19 protein-coding genes are annotated in these 19,832 nt (G+C 69.5%); 15 read left to right on the forward strand and 4 right to left on the reverse strand.

What is annotated here, in order from left to right:
• Positions 1–492: methionine adenosyltransferase domain-containing protein (locus BLR41_RS09115; protein WP_176797902.1), on the forward strand; the 492-nt coding region annotated here is incomplete at its 5' end.
• Positions 493–561: 69 nt separating this feature from the next.
• Here the strand turns inward: BLR41_RS09115 and BLR41_RS09120 are convergent.
• Positions 562–1,857, reverse strand: coding sequence for a serine hydrolase domain-containing protein (locus BLR41_RS09120; protein ID WP_092627614.1), 1,296 nt, complete (start codon positions 1,855–1,857; stop codon positions 562–564).
• Between the two features lie 413 nt (positions 1,858–2,270).
• Entirely contained in the window at positions 2,271–2,726 is a 456-nt protein-coding gene (locus BLR41_RS09125) for a tRNA (cytidine(34)-2'-O)-methyltransferase (RefSeq protein WP_092627615.1), read from the reverse strand.
• A gap of 294 nt (positions 2,727–3,020) precedes the next feature.
• On the opposite strand from BLR41_RS09125, the gene BLR41_RS09130 reads away from it, so the two are divergent.
• The gene (locus tag BLR41_RS09130; RefSeq protein WP_092627880.1) at positions 3,021–5,072 is read left to right on the forward strand and encodes a primosomal protein N'; all 2,052 of its coding nucleotides are present in this window, start codon (positions 3,021–3,023) and stop codon (positions 5,070–5,072) included.
• Between the two features lie 72 nt (positions 5,073–5,144).
• Here the strand turns inward: BLR41_RS09130 and BLR41_RS09135 are convergent, their stop codons facing one another.
• Entirely contained in the window at positions 5,145–6,233 is a 1,089-nt protein-coding gene (locus tag BLR41_RS09135) for a polysaccharide deacetylase family protein (protein WP_092627616.1), read from the reverse strand.
• A gap of 185 nt (positions 6,234–6,418) precedes the next feature.
• Here BLR41_RS09135 and BLR41_RS09140 point away from each other — a divergent pair, with 185 nt between their 5' ends.
• From BLR41_RS09140 to BLR41_RS09170, 7 genes are all read left to right on the forward strand, one after another.
• A complete protein-coding gene (locus BLR41_RS09140) occupies positions 6,419–8,077 on the forward strand; it encodes a putative glycoside hydrolase (protein ID WP_092627617.1) in 1,659 nt (552 codons plus the stop codon).
• A gap of 173 nt (positions 8,078–8,250) precedes the next feature.
• Complete coding sequence (def, locus tag BLR41_RS09145; RefSeq protein ID WP_092627618.1) at positions 8,251–8,916, forward strand: peptide deformylase; 666 nt, start codon at positions 8,251–8,253, stop codon at positions 8,914–8,916.
• A gap of 2 nt (positions 8,917–8,918) precedes the next feature.
• Positions 8,919–9,857, forward strand: coding sequence for a methionyl-tRNA formyltransferase (fmt, locus tag BLR41_RS09150; protein WP_092627619.1), 939 nt, complete (start codon positions 8,919–8,921; stop codon positions 9,855–9,857).
• The gene (locus tag BLR41_RS09155; RefSeq protein WP_092627620.1) at positions 9,854–11,275 is read left to right on the forward strand and encodes an RsmB/NOP family class I SAM-dependent RNA methyltransferase; all 1,422 of its coding nucleotides are present in this window, start codon (positions 9,854–9,856) and stop codon (positions 11,273–11,275) included. The genes fmt and BLR41_RS09155 overlap by 4 nt, the downstream gene beginning before the upstream one ends.
• 45 nt (positions 11,276–11,320) lie before the next feature.
• Complete coding sequence (locus BLR41_RS09160) at positions 11,321–11,737, forward strand: OsmC family protein (RefSeq protein ID WP_092627621.1); 417 nt, start codon at positions 11,321–11,323, stop codon at positions 11,735–11,737.
• A 149-nt stretch (positions 11,738–11,886) separates the two neighbouring features.
• Positions 11,887–12,339 (forward strand): nucleoside deaminase, encoded by a 453-nt coding sequence (locus BLR41_RS09165; protein WP_092627622.1) that lies wholly within the window; start codon positions 11,887–11,889, stop codon positions 12,337–12,339.
• 176 nt (positions 12,340–12,515) lie between these two features.
• Positions 12,516–13,946: an amino acid permease gene (locus tag BLR41_RS09170; RefSeq protein WP_245694023.1), complete on the forward strand. Its 1,431-nt coding sequence runs from the start codon at positions 12,516–12,518 to the stop codon at positions 13,944–13,946.
• 102 nt (positions 13,947–14,048) lie between these two features.
• On the opposite strand, the gene BLR41_RS09175 is transcribed toward BLR41_RS09170, so the two are convergent.
• The gene (locus BLR41_RS09175; RefSeq protein WP_176797903.1) at positions 14,049–14,537 is read right to left on the reverse strand and encodes a nitroreductase family deazaflavin-dependent oxidoreductase; all 489 of its coding nucleotides are present in this window, start codon (positions 14,535–14,537) and stop codon (positions 14,049–14,051) included.
• 174 nt (positions 14,538–14,711) lie between these two features.
• On the opposite strand from BLR41_RS09175, the gene rpe reads away from it, so the two are divergent.
• The 6 genes from rpe to BLR41_RS09205 all read left to right on the forward strand — a co-directional run bounded on the left by rpe (position 14,712) and on the right by BLR41_RS09205 (position 19,497).
• Positions 14,712–15,389: a ribulose-phosphate 3-epimerase gene (gene rpe / locus BLR41_RS09180; protein ID WP_092627624.1), complete on the forward strand. Its 678-nt coding sequence runs from the start codon at positions 14,712–14,714 to the stop codon at positions 15,387–15,389.
• The gene (gene ribD / locus BLR41_RS09185; RefSeq protein ID WP_092627625.1) at positions 15,386–16,426 is read left to right on the forward strand and encodes a bifunctional diaminohydroxyphosphoribosylaminopyrimidine deaminase/5-amino-6-(5-phosphoribosylamino)uracil reductase RibD; all 1,041 of its coding nucleotides are present in this window, start codon (positions 15,386–15,388) and stop codon (positions 16,424–16,426) included. The genes rpe and ribD overlap by 4 nt, the downstream gene beginning before the upstream one ends.
• Positions 16,427–16,569: 143 nt before the next feature.
• Positions 16,570–17,220, forward strand: a complete 651-nt coding sequence (locus tag BLR41_RS09190; protein ID WP_092627626.1) for a riboflavin synthase — start codon at positions 16,570–16,572, stop codon at positions 17,218–17,220.
• Positions 17,217–18,542, forward strand: a complete 1,326-nt coding sequence (locus BLR41_RS09195) for a bifunctional 3,4-dihydroxy-2-butanone-4-phosphate synthase/GTP cyclohydrolase II (protein WP_092627627.1) — start codon at positions 17,217–17,219, stop codon at positions 18,540–18,542. Before BLR41_RS09190 ends, BLR41_RS09195 begins: the two co-directional genes overlap by 4 nt.
• Positions 18,539–19,039, forward strand: coding sequence for a 6,7-dimethyl-8-ribityllumazine synthase (gene ribH, locus BLR41_RS09200; RefSeq protein ID WP_092627628.1), 501 nt, complete (start codon positions 18,539–18,541; stop codon positions 19,037–19,039). Before BLR41_RS09195 ends, ribH begins: the two co-directional genes overlap by 4 nt.
• Positions 19,036–19,497: a PH domain-containing protein gene (locus tag BLR41_RS09205; RefSeq protein WP_092627629.1), complete on the forward strand. Its 462-nt coding sequence runs from the start codon at positions 19,036–19,038 to the stop codon at positions 19,495–19,497. The genes ribH and BLR41_RS09205 overlap by 4 nt, the downstream gene beginning before the upstream one ends.
• Positions 19,498–19,832: the final 335 nt, after the last annotated feature.

The following is a 19,832-nucleotide window of genomic DNA, read 5'->3' on the forward strand; positions in this document are numbered from 1 at the left end:
CTGCTGGTGAATCCGACGGGTCGGTTCGTCACGGGTGGTCCGATGGGTGACTGTGGTCTGACGGGCCGCAAGATCATTGTGGATACCTATGGTGGTATGGCGCGGCACGGTGGTGGCGCGTTCTCGGGTAAGGATCCGTCGAAGGTGGACCGTTCGGCGGCGTACGCGACTCGGTGGGTGGCCAAGAACGCGGTGGCCGCGGGTCTGGCGAGTCGGATCGAGGTGCAGACGGCGTACGCGATCGGTAAGGCGGCTCCGGTGGGGCTGTTCGTGGAGACGTTCGGCACGGAGAACGTGGATCCGGTCAAGATTCAGGCGGCGATCAACGAGGTGTTCGATCTGCGTCCGGCGGCGATCATCCGTGATCTGGATCTGCTGCGGCCGATCTACGCGCCGACGGCGGCCTACGGGCACTTCGGGCGTACGGATGTGGACCTGCCCTGGGAACGCACCGACCGGACCGAAGCGCTCCGCTCGTTGGCCGACCGGTGAACGTTCCGACCGGGAGGGTGGTGTGGCCACCCCGCTCCCGGTCGGTAGGAGTTCCTCAGCTCGGTCGGCTCACCGGGTCAGCCGGTGAAGATCCGCGAGCAGCGCGACTCCCGCGCCCTCGGGAGCTGCCGTGCTCGCGGCGTCGCTCGCATCGCAGACGGTGTTGACCTGCAGCGTGCCGAGCCGTCGGTCGATGGGGTGGATCAGCGGCAGGCCGTTCTCGTCCAGCCGCTGGTACTTGGTCAGGTTCAGTCCGTAGCTGAGTTGCCGTTTCCCGTCAGCGCTGTGCAGCGACAGTGTGGACATGCCCGGCACCGTGCCCTGGTGTCCCCACATCGTTCCGCACGCCGGGGTTTCGAACCGCATCAGTCCCAGGCCGTAGCGCAGGGTAGGACTGTTCGGAACCGCCACTGTCTCGCGCATCTCCGCGAGTGCCGACTCGGCCAGCAGTTCCCCACTCAGCAGGGCGTCGTAGAACCGGTTCAGATCGGTGGGTGTCGAGATCAGTGCTCCGGCAGCACCCAGCACCGTGGGACTGTAGACACTGTACTCGCCACGCCGCTCCGGCAGGTGGTACAGCGCTTCGTACGCCTTGCTGTTCGGTCCCGGAACGAACGGGTTGAAGCGGGGGAAATAGGTGTCCCACAGCCCGAGCGGCCGGATGATCTCGCGGGTGATGTAGCGCTCCGGCGACTGTCCGGTCAGCTCGCGCAGCAGCTCACCGGCGATGATGTAGTTCGTGTTGGAGTAGGACCAGCTCTGTCCCGGCTCGTTGGTGGCGGGTTCCTCCAGTCCGACCGTGATCAGGTCTTCCGGGCTGTGGTAGCGGAACCTGTTCCGCTCCAGATCGGCCAGCGAGCCGCGGGTGAGTGAGCTGAAGATCACCGGAAAGTAGTCCGCGATACCGCTGGTGTGGTTCAGCAGCATTCGAACCGTGATCCGTTCGCCCCGTTCTCCCGGAACGAGTTCGGGCAGGTAACGCCCGATGGGGGCGTCCAACTCGACTCGCCCCGCCGAGACCTGCCGCAGTACGGCGGTGGCGGTGAACGTTTTCGTGACGCTGCCGACCCGATGGCCGAAACCGGCTTTCATGGGGCGGTCGGTGCGGGTGTCGGCCACTCCGGCCGCACCGGACCGGGTTCGGCCGTTTCGGATCACCGCGGCCTGAATGCCGGGCATACCGGCCTCGTGTACGGCTTCGAGGTTTTCCCGGAGTTCCGCCGAGCCCACCTCGGTGGCCCTGTCCGGCGGGTTGGCGGGGGCCGTGGCCGGAGCCGCCACCGCGGGGAGACTGCCCGGCAGCGCCACAGCCGCTGCCAGTCCCAGCGCGATCAATCCGCGTCGGAGTCCGCTGATTCCGTTCATAACGCTCCTCATCCGTGGGAGATCGTTACCGATTGAAACCGATCTCCCACCAGTTCCGCAGCGTTATCGCCGAATCACGTCGCGGGAATCAGGGGTTCTTGGCTTGGGGCTGCTGTGGTGGAACCTCTCGACTCAATGGTTGCTCGCGTGTACAGCATGGTTGCGTAGCCGTCACGTGAGTCGGCGCCTTGCTGTGTTGGGCCGGCTCTTGAGTAGCGACCTACGCGGCGAGCGGCCCGGCCTTGCAATGCATCCGACTTACGCGCCGGGGACGATCCCGCTACCTCGCTCATGGTCACTTCCCGACGGGCTGTGCCGGAGTACCTACCCGATGTCGGGGCACCCGCAGCGAGAGCCCGCGAGAGGTTCCGCCACCTGACCATCCACGGTGAACGAGTCGACGAACCGCTGGTCTAGGCGAAGCCCTGCTGGCGCCACGCCTCGTACACGGCCACCGCCGCGGAGTTGGCCAGGTTCATCGAGCGGATTCCCGGCACCATCGGGATGCGCACTCGGACGGTCTCGGGTTCGGACGGCAGCACCCCCTCGGGCAGGCCGACCGATTCGGGACCGAACAGCAGCACGTCGTCGGGGCGGTAGTCGATCGTCTCGTACGATCGCTCGGCCTGGACGGTGAACGCGATGATCCTCCTCGGCTCGATCGCGCGCCACGCGGATTCCGGATCGGGATGCACTCGCAGCACCGCTTTGTCGTGATAGTCCAGCCCGGCGCGTTTCAGGTCCGCGTCGCCGACCCGGAAGCCCAGTGGTTCGATCAGGTGCAGCGCGCTTCCCGCGCCTGCGACCATTCGGATCGCGTTTCCGGTGTTTCCGGGGATCTCGGGGTGGTAGAAGACGACGTGGAACACTCGGCTTCCTTTCGGCCCGTCAGCTGGGTGAACCGTGGGGGTGGCGCACGGACGTCGACCGAACGTTCGGACCGGCGCGGCCGTTCGCCCGTCAATACTAGAAGTGCTCCGGCGGCGAACTTCGTTCGGTGGTGGAGGTTCGGACCCGGGTGGGTCGACCTCCCCGCGTGGCTCCGAAAGCTCGCGTGGCTCCGAAAGTTCGCCGTGCGTGCCACGAGGAGCACCTCCCGGGAACCGATAGAGTGACCTGTCGGTCGGTGGCGATGCCGTGAGGTGGACTTGTCGGAGGTGGACGTGTCGGCAACCGGGGGTGAACGCGCCCGCTCCAAGGGCGGTTCCGGCTCCGGAGCCCGTAAGCGGTCCGCCGAGCCCGCCGCCGAACTTCCGGTCGCCCGGGTACTGGTCGACGTGTCGCCGCATCATCTCGATCGGCCGTTCGACTACCTGGTGCCGAGTCGTTTCGACACCGAAGCCGTGCCGGGGTGCCGGGTGCGCGTGCGGTTCAACGGCCGGTTGCTGGACGGCTTCCTGCTGCAGCGGGTCGCCGAGTCGGACTACGCGGGCAGGTTGGCCTGGCTGCAGCGGGTCGTCTCCTCCGAGCCGGTGCTGGTGGGGGAACTGCTCGAACTGGTCCGCGCGGTCGCCCGGCGTTACGCGGGCACCCTGAACGACGTGGCGCGGTTGGCCGTGCCACCGCGCCACGCCAGGGTGGAGAACGAAGCAGTGGCGGCCGGACCGAGTGAGCCGCCGTCGCCGCCGGCGAGCACCGCCTGGGCCCGGTACGGTCACGGCGCGGCGTTCCTGCACGCGGTACGGGAGGGAAAAGCCGCTCGCGCCGTGTGGCAGGCACTGCCCGACGAGGACTGGTCGACCAGGCTGGCCGAACTCGCCGCCGCGGCGGCTTCCGAACGGCGCTCGGCGATCCTGGTGGTGCCCGATCACCGCGATCTGACCCGGTTGACGAAGTCCTGCGCCGCGTTGCTCGGTGACCGGGGCGTGGTCTCGCTGTCCTCCGAACTGGGGCAGGCCGAGCGCTACCGCCGCTGGCTGGCCGTGCGGCGCGGTGACGTGCGGATCGTGGTGGGCACCCGCGCGGCGATGTTCGCGCCGGTGGTGCCGCCGTTGGGACTGGTGGTCGTCTGGGACGACGGCGACGACCAGCACCTCTATCCGACCGCGCCCTACCCGCACGTTCGGGACGTGTTGACCCATCGCGCCCACTCGTCGGGGGCCGCGCTGCTGATCGGCGGATTCGCACGCACGGCGGAGGCGGAGATGCTGGTCGAGTCCGGCTGGGCGGGCGAGCTGGTAGCGGGGCGGGCCGAGGTGCGTTCCGCCGCGCCGCGGGTGACCGCCATCGGCGAGGACGACGCGCAGCTCGCCAGGGATCCCACCATCCGCTCCGCGCGACTTCCCTCGATCGCCTTCCAGGCGGCCCGGCAGGCGTTGCGCGACGGCACTCCGGTGCTGGTGCAGGTCCCACGGCGGGGATACATGCCCGCGCTGGGCTGTGCCCGGTGCGGCGAACGGGCCACGTGCCGGAGGTGCGCGGGCCCGCTGGCTGTTCCCGTCGGGACCAGCGATGTCGCGCGACCGCCCTCCTGCCGTTGGTGCGGTGCGGTCGAGCACGCTTTTCGGTGCGTGAGCTGCGGAACCGACCGGCTGCGCGCCATCGTGATCGGCGCGGCGCGTACCGCGGAGGAGCTGGGGAAGGCCTTCGGCGGGGTGACCGTGCGGACCTCGGGTGGTGACGAGGTGCTGGCTCGTGTTCCCGCCGCTCCCGCGCTGGTGGTCGCTACCCCGGGGGTCGAGCCGGTGGCGGCGGGTGGCTACGGGGCGGCGCTGCTGTTGGACGCGCGTGCCATGCTCTCCCGCCCCGAGTTGCGAGCGGGGGAGCAGGCACTTCGCCGCTGGTTGGCCGCCGCGAGCCTGGTGCGTTCCGCGGAGCGCGGCGGGCGTGTCGTGGTGCTGGCCGAGTCCGAACTCCCGCCGGTGCAGGCCCTGGTGCGCTGGGATCCGTCCTGGTACGCGGCGCGGGAACTCGCCGGGCGCGCCGAACTCGGCTATCCACCCGCCAAGCGCGTGGCCTCCGTGGACGGTGCTCCGGAAGCGGTCAACGAGTTGCTCGACGGTGTCGAGCTGCCCGGCAGCGGCGAGATCCTGGGCCCGGTGCCGTTGGGTGAGGTCGACGCGGAGGGCGAGTCGGAACGCGAGCGGGCCCTGCTGCGGGTCGATCGCGCGCACGGCAGGTTGTTGGCCGACGCGCTGTACGAGGCGCAGGTGAGACGGGGACGCGGCAGCGGTGGTCCGGTACGGGTGCAGTTGGATCCGCTCGAACCGATCTAGTGTTCCGCGCTATCCGGCTCGGGTGGGCGAACGCGGGGCGATGGTCGGGTGAGGCGGGGCTCGGGCTCGGTGCTACTCGCGTGGTTGGTAGCTCTCGGCGCGCTCGGCGTACCGCTTCGCCGGTTTCCGGGAGCTGTCCGAGGGATAGGAGATCACGTCGGGATTCCCGTCGGAGGTGTAGCGCACGGCGGGGTTGGCCGCGAGCTTGTCCAGCCACACCTTCGAGCCGAACTTCGCGGACTCACCCTTGCCGTCCTGGGAGCGGATTCGGGGAACGTTGAGCGGGTCGAAACGTCGCGTGAAAGGTGCGGGGGCGGGCCTGGCGCCGACCAGCAGCACCGCGTCGTGCTCGTACCGGATGCCGTCGGACTCACCGGAGCGGGCCAGTTCCTCCCTCGTGGGGTGCACCCCGTGCGGTAACGCGATGGTGCTGACCTCCGCGTCGGTGGCCTTCGTGATCCGCCGCTGCATGCCGGCGATCTGGTGTTTCACCTCGGACGGCGATTCCGCCGAGAGGGTGGGGTGATTCAGCGTGTGGTTGCCCAGCTCGAAACCGTGTTCGTGCAACCAGCGCAGGCTGCGCGCGACCTTGTTGCCCCCGAAGGGCGGGGTGGTGATGTAGAACGAGGCGGTCGCTCGGAAGTCGGGGTGCTGTGCGGCCACTTCGCGCATGATGGCCACGGCGGTGTTCGCCGCTGGTTCTCCCGAGGAGTCGAGCCGGAACTGGCTGGTGGAGGCGTCGTCGAAGGTCAGCACGACCGGATGGGTGCCCGCCGGTGTGTCGATCCGGCCCGCGGCGTAGTCGGACGTGGTGATCGGAACGTAGTTCTCCTCGGCCAGCCGCTGCAGTTCGGCCCGGAACGCTTCGGGGGTGCGGTCGTAGACGCTCTGCGGGTCGGGCGTGATCCGGTGATACATCAGGATGGGGATCTTCCCCAGTTCGTTGGCTCCCACCTCGGCTGGGGCGGGTGGCTTCGAGCTGGGCGCCGCGCTCGAGGTGGCGCTCGAGGTGGGCGCGGTGGTGTTTCCGTCCGGGCTGGACGAAGCTTGTGGGGAGTCGCCGGCGGCGCAGCCACTCGCGGCCAGCAGTCCGAGTGCGACGGTCGAGACGAGCAGCGCACGCAGCCGGTTGGGTGCCAGATGTCTGGATGACAAGCCCATGCCGTTAAATTCCCTCGTAAGTGCCATAGATTTCACACTGTAGAGAAGGGCAGGCCGGTTTTGGTTACTCCATGCCGGTCATTGCTCGACCCCGTATTACCTGCCACCGTGAATCACGACGTTTTGCCGCGATCTGCGCGCGGCACCGCGTCGGCATACCGTGGTGGATCAGATGAGGTGACACGATGGTTGAACCGACGCCAGAAGACAGCGACGAGACCGACAACTCGGACTCCGGGAACCACGACGAGAACCCGCGATCCGAATCCGGTGAGGGGCGTGGCAGGCGTGCGCCCTGGACGAAGGTCGCACTGACCGTGGGTGGGCTGCTGCTCGTGGTGGGCGGTATCTGGATGGTGAACCTGTTCACCATGCAGCGTCCCGCCGTGCGTGGACTGCCGGATCACCCGCTTACCCCGGCCGCGATCGCCGACGGTGCGATCCGGGTGGAAACCGACTCCCCGAGCGATGTCACGGCCGATGTGGACGGAAAGTCCGTCACCGTCCTGGTGCGGGATGGTGCGGCCGTACTGCGGCCGGGTGAGTTGCCCGAGGGTTCCCACCGGTTACGGGTGGAGGTTCCCTCCGGAGCACTGCCCTGGACCAGGACACTGCGCGAGAACTTCGAAGTGGACGCTACCGCCCCCGAGATCCTGCTGCCGGAAACAGTCAGCAGTGAGTCCTTTTCGGATCCGGTTACCGTTACCGGAAAGGCGAACGGGGCCTCGCGGGTCACCGTCGCCGGGAAACAGGTCTCCCTCGACGACTCCGGAAAATTCAGCCGTGAACTCGACGAGGCCGCGTCGATCGTGACCGTGAAAGCGACCGACCGGGCGGGCAACACCTCCTCGACCGAGGTCGGGATCGAGGTGGATCACCCCGGTATGCGTGCGGTGCACATGACCGGCCTCGCCTGGTCCAGTGACCAACTCCGCGAGCCGGTGCTGCGCATGGCCCGCGAGGGGCTCATCGACACCGTGGAACTGGACATAAAGGACGAGAGTGGTGAGATCCAGTACGACTCCGCGGTTCCGCTGGCCGAGCGGATCGGTGCAGACAAGGGTTACTTCGATGCTCGTAAGGCCATCGACCGGTTGCACGGCATGGGCGTGCGAGTGGTCGGCAGACTGGTGGCTTTCAAGGACCCCGTTCTCGCCGAGTCCGCATGGAAGTCCGGCAACCGCGACCGGGTCGTCCGAACCGCGGCGGGTGGCCCCTACAACGGTGGTTACGGCGACTACTCGTTCACCAATTTCGCGAACCCCGCGGTGCGGGACTACAACATCGACATCGCCGTCGAAGCGGCCCGACTCGGATTCGACGACATTCTCTACGACTACGTGCGCAGGCCGGACGGCGAGCGTGCCGGAATGCGTTTCGCCGGGTTGGAGAAAACGCCCTCGGAGAGCATCGCCGGATTTCTCCGAAAGTCCCGTGAGCGACTGCGGGAACACGACGCCTATCTCGGTGCCTCGGTGTTCGGTATTACCGTGACCAGGCCGGAGTCGGTGGGTCAGAACATTCCGAAGATCGCGGAACACGTCGATTACGTGTCCCCGATGATCTACCCCTCGCACTGGGGACCGGGTGAGTACGGTGTCGCCGACCCCAACAACGAACCCTACAAGATCGTCGACCGATCGCTGCGGGACTGGCTCGGCACGACGGACGGAACCGGGTCCCAGGTGATTCCCTGGTTGCAGGACTTCAGCCTCGGGGTGCACTACGGTCCCGGGAAGGTGTCGGCGCAGATCGATGCGAGCAAGAACAACGGCATCGATTCCTTCCTGCTGTGGTCGCCGACCTGTGACTACACCGCGGCTGCCCTTTCGGCCGCTCCCTGACTCGGGGGTTTCGAGCGGGCTGTCCACGGGAGCGTCGCTCTCGCGACACCGGGACCGTCCGGGCGTGCCGGGGCCGAGTACGGCCCCGGAAGCGTCCGGACGGTTCGGCCCCGCCGAACACGATGGCTGGCCGTTAGACTGGATCCGGCATCCCACGATCCTGGAGAGCACGCGTGAGCGTCCGGCCTATCCGGCTGCTCGGGGACCCCGTGCTGCGCGGTGGATCCGCCGAGGTCGGCGACTTCGACAGCGGACTGCGCGCGCTCGTACGCGATCTCTGGGACACGATGGAGAGCCACGGTGGTGCCGGGCTGGCTGCCCCTCAACTGGGTGAACCGGTTCGGGTGTTCGCCTATCACTGCGCCGGTCACGCCGGGCACCTGGTGAATCCCTCGCTGCGTCCGCTCGACGAACAGCCGTACGAGGGGCCCGAAGGGTGTCTGTCCGTTCCGGAGGTCGATCGGCTGTGCCCGCGGTACCGCACCGTGCTCGTCCGGGGCTGGAACATGCACGGCGAACCCGTCGAGGTCGTCGGTTCGGACCTGCTGGCGCGTTGTCTGCAGCACGAGACCGATCATCTCGACGGGGTGGTCTTCCTCGACCGGCTCGACGAACGTTCCGCCGGTCCGCCCCACCCCGAACCGGCTCAGCCCGAACCGGCTCAGCCCGAACCGGCTCACCCCGAACAGGCCCACCCCGAACAGGCCCGCTCCCGAGCGACCCAGCACGATCCGGCCCAGCCCAACCCCGCACAGCAAGACCGGGGAGATCGCTCGTTCGATCGCGTCCGGCCGGTGACGGAGCAGGACCCGTACTCGTCCTTCGGAGGATCACACTAGACATGCGCGTGGTATTCGCGGGCACTCCCGAACCAGCCGTGCCCGCACTTCGCCGACTGCTCGACTCGCGGCACGAGGTCGTGGCGGTGGTCACCAGACCCGACGCTCCCGCCGGACGCGGACGCAGGCTGATCCCCTCGCCGGTGCGCGAGTGCGCCGAGCAGCACGGCGTCGAGGTGCTGACCCCCTCGCGGGCCTCGGATCCGGAGTTCCTGCGGCGGTTGTCCGAACTGGAGCCCGACTGCTGCCCGGTGGTGGCCTACGGGGCGCTGCTGCGGCAGGAGGCGCTCGACATCCCCCGGCACGGCTGGATCAACCTGCACTTCTCGCTGCTGCCCGCCTGGCGCGGCGCGGCGCCGGTGCCCGCCTCGATCAGGTACGGCGACGACGTCACCGGTGCCAGCACGTTCCGGATCGTGCCCGACCTCGACGCCGGACCGGTGTTCGGCGTGGTCACCGAAGGGGTCGCTTCCGACGACACCGCCGGTTCGCTGCTCGACCGGTTGGCAGTGTCCGGAGCCGAGCTGCTCGTGGCGACCCTCGACGCCATCGAGGACGGGACGGCGCATGCCGAACCGCAACCGGCCGACGGGGTCACCTACGCCCCCAAGATCACTTCCGAACAGGCCAAGGTCGACTTCGAGATGCCCGCCCGGGCCGTGGACCGGGTGATTCGCTCGGTGACCCCCGACCCGGGCGCCTGGGCCTGGCTGGCGGACCACCGGCTCAAACTGGGACCGGTTACCGTGGTCGAGGCCGACTCCCCGGAACTGCGTGCGCTGCGACCGGGCGAGCTCCTCGTACAGCGCAAGCGAGTGCTGGTGGGCACAGCCACCGATCCCGTCCGGCTCGGTGAGGTGCAGGCCATCGGCAAGAAGCGCATGCCCGCCACCGACTGGGCACGCGGTGTGCATATCGAACAAGGAACCGTGCTGAAGTGAACCGCAAGCGTCCTGGCGCCAACTCCCGCCCGAAGAACTCCCGGCCGCCGAACCGGCGCGCGGAGCGGGCGAAACCGCCGACCGACGATCCCGCCCGCACGGCGGCGCTGGAGACACTGCGTGCCGTGCGGGAACGCGACGCCTACGCCAACCTCGTGCTGCCCGGCCTGTTACGGCAGTACCGGGTCAGCGGCAGGGACGCGGGACTGGCCACCGAACTCGCCTACGGCTCGGCCAGGGCGCGGGGACTGCTGGACGCGGTCATCGCCGAGTGCAGTGATCGGGCGTTGGACGAAGTGGATCCGCTGCTGCTGGACGCCCTCCGGCTCGGCACCTACCAGATGCTGCGCACCCGTATTCCCAGCCACGCGGCCGTCGCGTCGACGGTCGACCTGGTGCGCGGCAATCGCGGTTCCAGACTGGCCGGTTTCGCCAACGCGGTGCTGCGCCGTGTCGGGGAGCGCACGGAGTCGGAGTGGGTCGAGCTGCTGGCTCCGGACGCGGAGTCCGATCCGGTGGGCCACACGGCGTTCCGCAACGCCCACCCCCGCTGGATCGCGCAGGCGTTCGCCGATGCCCTGGACGACACCGGTGCGGAACTCGACGCCGCGTTGGCCGCGGACGACGCCCGACCCGCCGTGCACCTGACGGCGCGCCCCGGCGAGATCAGCGCTGACGAGCTGGCCGCGATCACCGGCGGTGATCCCGCGCCCTACTCGCCCTACGGGGTCCATCTGGAAGCCGGTGCGGGCGATCCCGGGGAACTGGAGCCCGTCCAGGAGGGCTTCGCCGCGGTGCAGGACGAGGGCAGCCAACTCGCGGCGTTGGCCCTGACCGGTGTCGAGCTGGACGGCCGGGACACCCGGTGGCTGGATCTGTGCGCCGGTCCGGGTGGCAAGGCGAACCTGCTGGGCGCGCTGGTCACCCTGGACGGCGGAACGCTGGACGCGGTGGAACAGGCCGAGCATCGTGCCGAACTGGTCAGATCGGCCACGCGGGGGCTGTCGGTGAAGGTGCGCGTCGCGGACGGACGTGATCCCGGCCTGTCCGGGACCTACGACCGGGTCCTGGTGGACGCGCCCTGCACCGGGCTGGGGGCGCTGCGGCGCAGGCCCGAGGCGCGGTGGCGCAGACAGCCCGAGGACGTCGCCGATCTCGTGCGGCTGCAGCGCGAACTGCTGTCCTCCGCGGTGCGCCGTACCAGGTCCGGCGGTGTGGTGGCCTACGTGGTCTGCTCCCCGCATCCCGCCGAGACGACCGGTGTGGTCTCCGAGGTCGTCGCCGAGACCGGCGTGCGACAGCTGGATGCCAGGCCGTTCTTCCCCGATGTCCCGCTGCTGGGGGACGGGCCGTCCGTGCAACTGTGGCCGCACCGGCACGGCACGGACGCGATGTTCTGCGCGCTGCTGCGGGTCTGACCGTTTCTCGTACTCGCAGCCGAACAATCGCTACGGAAGGTGGTTATGTCCTCCAGTCCCGTCGAGGTCACCCGAACGGGTGCGTCCAGGTTCACCGCGAGCAACGATCGCGGCGGCACCGTCGAGATCGCTGCCGGTGGCATGCCGGACGCGTTCACGCCGGGGGAGCTGTTGTTGGCCGCCATCGCCGGGTGCGCCCAACTGACCGGTCAGAACCTGCTGGTGCGGCGGCTCGGGGAAGACACGCCGATCACCGCTCGGGCCGAGCGCACGGTCAGCGAGCAGGATCCCGCGACCTTCGAGTCGGTGGGGGTTTCCTTCGAGATGGATCTGTCGGCGATCACCGACGAGGCCGAGCGGACGAAACTGGTCGAAGCCGTGCAACGCGCCATCGGGCGTCACTGCACGGTCAGTCGCAGTGTCGAGCGCGGTACTCCGATAACCTTCACGCTGCCGGGCTGACCCCCCGTGGGCTGACCGGTGGGCGAGCTGAGCCGCAGCCGGTCCGGCCGTCGATCGTTCCCCGCCGGATACGGTTGGTGAGCCGGTGTGGTCCCGGTGGGGAGGACGTTCGTAACCGGGCGCGGAGCGGAAGACGGGCGAGGGAGTCAGTGACGAGGTTGGACGAGTACCGGAACTGGTTGGCCGCCGCCGTGGAGCAGGCCCGTGCCGGGGAGGCGGCGGGTGGCATACCGATCGGAGCGGCGCTGGTCGGTGAGCGCGGCGACATCATGGGGCGCGGCCACAACCGGCGGGTGCAGGACGGGGATCCCACTGCCCACGCGGAGATCACGGCCTTCCGGGCGGCGGGCAGGCACCGTGGTTACGGCGCCACGACGATGGTGACCACCCTCTCGCCGTGCTGGTTCTGCAGTGGCCTGGTGCGGCAGTTCGGGATCGGCCGGCTCGTCATCGGCGAGGCGCGCAACTTCTACGGTGGTCACGAGTGGTTGGCCGAGTGCGGCGTCGAGGTCATCCTGCTCGACGACGCCGAGTGCGTGCGCATGATGGCCGACTTCATCGAGCGGTCCCCGCGGCTGTGGTACGAGGACGTGGGCAGCTGAGGTCCCACCGAAATCGGGGTCCCACCGAATCCCTCCCGGCCCGGCGATTTCGCGAGAAATCGACGCCCGGCCGCCGGGAGACCGCGCCCGAACGGGGAAGACACGTCCACCCGGCGGAACCGTTCGTCCGCTCCCTGCCTTAGATTGTGGGCCGTTTGTTCCGCGAGTTCCGGACGATGATGCGGGAGGAAAACGGGGTGCGGCAGCGAGCCGACGAGACCGAGAGCGGATTACGCAGGGATCTCAGCAGCCGACAGGTCGGGATGATCGCCGTGGGCGGGGCGATCGGTACCGGTCTGTTCCTCGGCTCCGGGCTGGCGATCTCCATCGCGGGACCTGCCGTGCTGATCGCCTACGTGGTGGCGGCGCTGGCCGCGCTGGCGCTGGCCTACGCGCTGGCCGAGATGATGGTGGTACACCCCGAGGCCGGCGGCTTCGGAGCCATCGCGCACCGCTACCTCGGCGGAATGGCCGGATTCGTGCAGCGGTGGATCTACTGGGCAGCGCAGGTGGTCAACATCGGCAGCGAGGTCGTCGCGGCCGGGATCTACTTCCGGTTCTGGTACCCCGGCGTGCCGCTGTGGCTGCCGGTCGTTGCCTTCTCCGTGATCATGCTCGTGGTCAACGCGGCGGCCGTGCGCTACTTCGGCGAGTTCGAGTACTGGTTCGCCATGATCAAGGTGGTAACGATCGTGGTGTTCATCCTGCTCGGCGCCGTCTACATCGTGTTCGGCCTGCCCGGCGCGGACGCCACCGGGGTGGGCGCGCTCACCGCGCACGGTGGGTTCCTGCCCAACGGCATCGGCGCCGTGTGGCTGGCGCTGACCGTGGTCACCTTCTCCTACCTGGGGACCGAAGCCGTCTCGGTGACGGCCTCGGAATCGCGCAACCCCACCCGTGACGTCCCCCGGGCGGCCCGCGGCATGGTGCTGCGGCTCGCGCTGTTCTACGTGCTCGGCATGCTCGTGATCGTGTCCATCCTGCCGTGGAACAGCTCCTCCGGTGGCGACGAGCTGACGCGGAGCCCGTTCGTGCGGCTGTTCGAGATCGCCGGGGTTCCCGCCGCGGCGGGCGTGATGAACTTCGTGATCCTGACGGCCGCGTTGTCGGCGATGAACACGAACCTCTACGTCACCGCCCGCATGACCTACTCGCTGGCCCGCGACGGCTACGCACCCCGCTGGTTCGCCGGACTCAGCGGGCAGGGCACACCCCGTCGGGCGCTGCTGCTCTCCGCGGTCGGGCTGGCGCTGGCAGCCGCGGTCTCGGCCTTCGCGCCGAGTTCGGCCTTCCCGGTGCTGCTGGGCATCGCGCTGTTCGGCGCGCTGCTGACCTGGCTGATCATCTTCGCCAGCCAGCTCGCCTTCCGCCACAAGCGTGCCGCGGCCGGGCTGCCGAGCTCGCCGGTGCGGCTGCCCGGTGCCCCGTACACCACCGTGCTCGCCATGCTCTTCGTGCTCGCGGTGCTGCTGACCACACCGTTCACCGCACAGTTCGGCATGGCATGGAAGGCCGGACTGCCCTTCGTGGCGTTGCTGCTGCTGGCCTACTGGCTGCTCCGGCGCCGGGAGAGTCGTCGACCCATTGAGCAACGCGCGGAGACCTGAAGCCCGCCCGGAAACCCGCTCGCCCCGGAGGGGGCGAGCGCTCCGGCCCGGAGAACCGGATCGTGAACGAGCTTCGTGACACCGTCGGCCCGGCGCCGCGGTTCAGGCCGAGCCGACGTGGTCGCGCGGGGTGAACGAGACCGCGGGCAGCGTCCGCGCCAGTTCCGCCCGGCCCTCGGCGGTCAGCAGCGGCCAACCGGTCGCCCTGGCCAGTACCCGCGCCAGGTGGGGATGTCTGCGCACGTAACCGGCCAGCAGGTCGGCGGTTTCGGACTCGTCGAGCACACGCTGCTGCGGATACCGGTAGTGCTGCCTGCCGACCCGGACCTCCACGGCAGGTGACCTGGTGATGTTGCGGTACCACTGGGATCTGTCCCCCCAGCCGGAGACCACCACCACCTCCCCGGAGTCAGGTCGGTGCCGCACCACTTCGAGGACCGTCTCCCGCAGCACGCCGGTGTTGCGACCGCGGTGGACCAGGTACAGGAACCGGTGGCCGAGCAGCCAGCCGAGGTCCCTGCGGTACAGCCGGACGGGGGCGCGCAACGCCCCGCGCAGCAGCCCGCTGGGGCCGTGTTTCGTGATGGGCACTTCCCGCCTCCGTCCGTTCGGTTTCACTCGCCGGAAACGCTTAGCGGTGACTCGGAGAACGGTTCGGCCGCCGGGACCCTCCGCGGCCTTCCGCCTCGCGGCCGGTGAATTCCACCGGGGAGCACCGCCCTCGCCCTACCCGAGGGCTATCATCCGATTGTGTCGAACCAGCCCATGATCGCGCCGTCCATCCTGTCCGCGGACTTCGCAAGGCTCTCCGAGGAGATGGCCGCTGTCGGCGGCCCCGGTCGCGGGGCCGACTGGCTGCACGTCGACGTTATGGACGCACACTTCGTTCCCAACCTCACACTCGGCCTGCCGGTTGTCGAGTCGCTGCTGCGCAGTACCGACACGCCGCTCGACTGCCATCTCATGATCGACGCCCCCGATCGCTGGGCACCGGGTTACGCCGAAGCCGGTGCGCACAACGTCACCGTGCACGCCGAAGCCGCCGAGGACCCGGTGGCGCTGGCCAAGAACCTGCGTGCCGCCGGTGCCAACGCCGGGCTGTCCGTCAAACCCGACACGCCGCTGGAGTCCTACACCGACGTGCTCAAACACTACGACACCCTGCTGGTGATGTCGGTGGAACCGGGATTCGGTGGCCAGAAGTTCATCGAGCGGGTGCTCGAGAAGGTCCGGACGGCACGCCGCATGGTCGACACCGGCCATCTCAACCTGCTCGTCGAGATCGACGGCGGCATCAACAACGACACGATCGAGCAGGCGGCCGAGGCGGGCGTGGACTGCTTCGTGGCCGGTTCGGCCGTCTACGGGGCCGAGGATCCCGTTCGCGCGGTCGAGGGCCTGCGTGCCCAGGCGAGGGACGCCTCGGCGCACGGTTCCGCATGAGCGGCTCGGAGTGGTCCCGCGACCCGGTGGTCCTCGACGCCATGCGCCGGGCCGCCGAGCTCGGGCAGCGCGTACTCGGCAGCACCAGCCCCAACCCGGCCGTGGGGTGCGTGGTGCTGGACCGGCACGGGCACGTCGCCGGAACCGGGGCGACCCGCCCCGCCGGTGGGGAGCACGCCGAGGTCCTGGCGCTGCGAGAAGCCGGTGCGGCCGCCGTCGGTGGCACGGCCGTGGTGACGCTGGAGCCGTGCGCTCACACCGGCAGGACCGGGGCCTGCGCGGTGGCGCTGCGGGAGGCCGGCATCGCCAGGGTGGCCTACGCGGTGGCCGACCCCAACCCCACCGCCTCCGGGGGTGCCGCCTTGCTCCGGGAAGCCGGGGTGGAGGTCGTGGGCGGCGTCGACGAGCAGGAGGTCGCCACCGGCGCGCTGCGCCCCTGGCTGCACTACGCGCGAACCGGCCTACCCCACGTGACCTGGAAGTACGCCGCGAGTCTCGACGGTCGTTCGGCCGCATCCGACGGCACCAGCCAGTGGATAAGCTCCGAGCCCTCGCGCGCCGAGGTGCACCGCATCCGGGCGCACCGCGACGCCGTGCTCGTCGGGACCGGCACCGTGCTGGCCGACGATCCGAGGCTGACCGCCAGGGACGAGCGAGGGGTCGCGCTGCCGGAACAACCGCTGCGGGTGGTCGTGGGCGATCGCGAGCTTCCGGAGTCGGCCGGGGTGCTCGACGACTCCGCCCCCACGATCCGGCTCGCGGGTGGTGATCCGGAGCGCGTGCTGCGCTCGCTGGCCGAACGGGGAGTGACGGCGGTGCTGCTGGAGGGCGGCCCGACCCTGGCCGGGGCGTTCCTGCGTGCCGGCCGGATCGACCTCGTGGAAGCCTTCGTGGCGCCTGCCCTGCTCGGTTCGGGAAGTGCCGCGCTCGGGGAGGCGGGCGTGGCGAGTATCTCGCAGGCGTGGCGCTTCCACTTCGAACGGGTCAGGATGTGCGGGCGGGACGTGTGGATCAGCGCTGTTCCGTCCGAGGGCTAAAGTGGGGGCAACGATCGGGGTTCGCTACGTCGTACGGGTAATGACTTCTCGCTCGGAACACGTTGGGTACGGTTACCGCACGGGAAATCTCCCGACCGACGTCCCCCGAACGGCCGATTGGAACGCCCAAAGGAGGGTGCCACGTGTTCACCGGGATCGTGGAGGAACTCGGGGAGCTCGTCGCGGTCGAGCGAACCTCCGACGGCGCCCGACTCTCGCTGGCCGCCTCGGTGGTGACCGGTGACGCCTCGCCGGGCGATTCCATCGCCGTCAACGGGGTCTGCCTGACCGTGGTGCGGCTGAGCGAGGACGGATTCGACGTCGACGTCGTCGACGAAACCCTGCGCCGCTCCACACTGGGGGATCTCGCCGCGGGCGACCGCGTGAACCTGGAACGTGCCATGGCGCTCGGCGACCGGCTCGGCGGACACATCGTGCAGGGCCACGTCGACGACACCGCGACCCTCCTCGCGGCCGATGCCGACGGCCGCACCGAGTTCTCACTTCCGCCCCACCTGGCGCACTACCTGGTGGAGAAGGGCTCCATCACCGTGGACGGGATCTCGCTGACCGTCGCCGGGCTCACCGAGGACGGGTTCAGCGTGGCCCTGATCCCCACCACCCTGGAAGTGACCACCCTGGGGCTGCGCTCACCCGGCGATCGGGTCAACATCGAAGTCGACGCGCTCGCCAAACACGTGGAGCGGCTGGTGGCCCCACAACTCGACCGGCTCACCCGCACGGGAACACCGCGTGCGGCGGACAATGGTGACAGTAGGGAGCAGGCGCGGTGAGTTCGAACGATTCCGTCCCGGACGGTCCCCCGGACAGCAGGGACGCCGAGCAGGTCGGCAACACGACTTTCGCCGACATCGAGCGGGCACTGGCCGACATCGCCGCGGGCAGGCCGGTGGTCGTGGTCGACGACGAGGACCGGGAGAACGAGGGTGACCTGATCTTCGCCGCGGAGCTGGCCAGCCCGGAGCTGCTGGCGTTCATGGTCCGCTACACCTCGGGATACGTTTGCACCGCGCTGACCGGCGAGGACTGCGACCGGCTCAACCTCCCCCCGATGTACCACGCCAACCAGGACCTGCACGGCACCGCCTACACCGTCACCGTGGACGCCGCCTCCGGCGTGGGCACCGGCATCTCGGCCGCCGACCGCGCCCACACCATCAACGTGCTGGCCGCGCCCGATTCCACGGCCGAGGACCTCAACCGTCCGGGGCACGTGGTGCCGCTGCGTGCCCGTGAGGGTGGGGTGCTGCGCCGCTCCGGCCACACCGAGGCAGCCGTCGACCTCGCACGGCTGGCGGGGCTGCGCCCTGCCGGGGTGCTCTGCGAGATCGTCAGCGAAAAGGCCGAGGGGGAGATGGCCAAACGCGACGAGCTGGAGGTCTTCGCGGCCGACCACGAACTCGCGCTGATCACCATCGCCGACCTCATCGCCTACCGCAGGCGGTTCGAGAAGCAGGTACAGCTGGTAGCCGAGGCCCGCATCCCCACCGCGCACGGCACCTTCCGCACCTTCGGCTACGACAGCCTGCTGGACGGGATCGAGCACCTGGCGCTGGTGTACGGCGACATCGGCGACGGCGAGGACCTGCTGGTGCGCGTGCACTCCGAGTGCCTGACCGGTGATGTGCTCGGCTCGCTGCGCTGCGACTGCGGCCCGCAGCTCGACGCCGCGCTGGCCAGGGTGGCCGAGGCGGGCCGGGGCGTGGTGCTCTACATGCGCGGCCACGAGGGCAGGGGCATCGGCCTGATGCACAAGCTGCAGGCGTACCAGCTGCAGGACGCGGGAGCCGACACCGTCGACGCGAACCTGGCGCTGGGCATGGCCGTGGACGGCCGAGACTACGGGCAGGGGGCCCAGATCCTGGCCGATCTCGGTGTCCGCTCGATGCGGCTGCTGACCAACAACCCCGACAAACGGGTCGGGCTGGAAAGCTACGGCCTGCGTATCGTCGGCCGCGAGCCGCTCCCCATCCGCCCCAACGCGGAGAACCTGCGCTACCTGCGCACCAAGCGGGACAGGATGGGACACGAACTGCAGTACCTGGATGAGGGGGAGGACTCCTCGATCGGCGGTGGCTCGGAGGTGACGGCATGAGCGGGGAAGGACGACCGCAGGTCTCGGTACCTCAAGCACCCGACCTGCGAACGGCGATCGTGGCCATTCGCTGGCACGCGGACATCGCCGAGCAGATGTTGCGTCGTGCCCTGCAGGCGGCCGAGCAGGCCGGTACCGCGGAGCCGAAAGTGGTTCGGGTGCCGGGCTCCATGGAACTTCCGGTGGTCTGCCAGCAGCTCACCCACGCCTACGACGCCGTGGTGGCGCTCGGAGTGGTGATTCGCGGTGGAACCCCGCACTTCGACTACGTGTGCGAGTCGGTGACATCGGGACTGACCCGGGTCGCCCTGGACGAGTCCACCGCCGTAGGGAACGGTGTGCTGACCGTGGACAGTCGCGAACAGGCGACGCTGCGCGCCGGGTTCGACGACTCGATCGAGGACAAGGGTTTCGAGGCCACCTCGGCCGCGTTGGAGACCGCGCTGGTGCTGCGTGAGCTCCGCGGTGACTACAGCAGCGAGCGAGGTTTCCTGTGAGCGCCTCGACCAGTACAAACGGTTTCGTGCAGGTGCGCCCCAAGCGGGTGCGCAACGTGGCCGTGCCCGCCGCGATCGTGGTGTTCGTGGTCTGCGGCGTGGCCGCGGTGATGCTGCGTCGCACCTCGAACGGGTTGCTGTTGACGGTCTCCGATCAGGTGGCCATGGTCGGCATCGGCGCGGTGCTGGCCGGGCTCATCCTGCTGTCGCTCCGGCCGCGACTCCGCGCCGACGAGAACGGCGTGGAAGTGCGCAACTCGATCCTGACCCACCGCTACTCCTGGTCCGACGTGCGGGGAGTGAGCTTTCCCGAGGGGGCGAGCTGCGCACGGTTGGAACTGCCCGACGACGAGTACGAGTCCATCTCGGCCATTCAGTCCTTCGACGGGGAGCACGCGGTCCGCGCGATGCGAGACCTCCGCGCCCTGCGGCGCGAGATCGGCCACATCGAGGGGTGATCACTCCCCGTCCGGCCCGTAGAGGGTCGGGTGGCGGAACCCCTCGCACGGCTCTCGCCGCGGTTCCCCCGCCATCGGGTGGTCACTACACAACGTCGGGGCGTCCTCGCGAGAGCCGCACGGGAGAACCCGCGGCGGTGCCGATCGCGAGGATGGTGGAGTTCGGCGTGCGTGCCGATGCGTGGCACGCGGTCGCGCCTCGGGGAGGTCGCATCGCCGCCGGACGAAGTGCTTCCGGACGGAGTACTTCCGGAAAATGTCCGGTGTCGGAGCATCGCCAAGGGGATGCCACAGCGCCTGCGCGCCGCACGGCGTCTCTACGATTCGGGTGGGAA

It is taken from the genome of Actinopolyspora mzabensis, from assembly GCF_900101095.1.
GTDB classification, from domain to species: Bacteria; Actinomycetota; Actinomycetes; order Mycobacteriales; family Pseudonocardiaceae; genus Actinopolyspora; species Actinopolyspora mzabensis.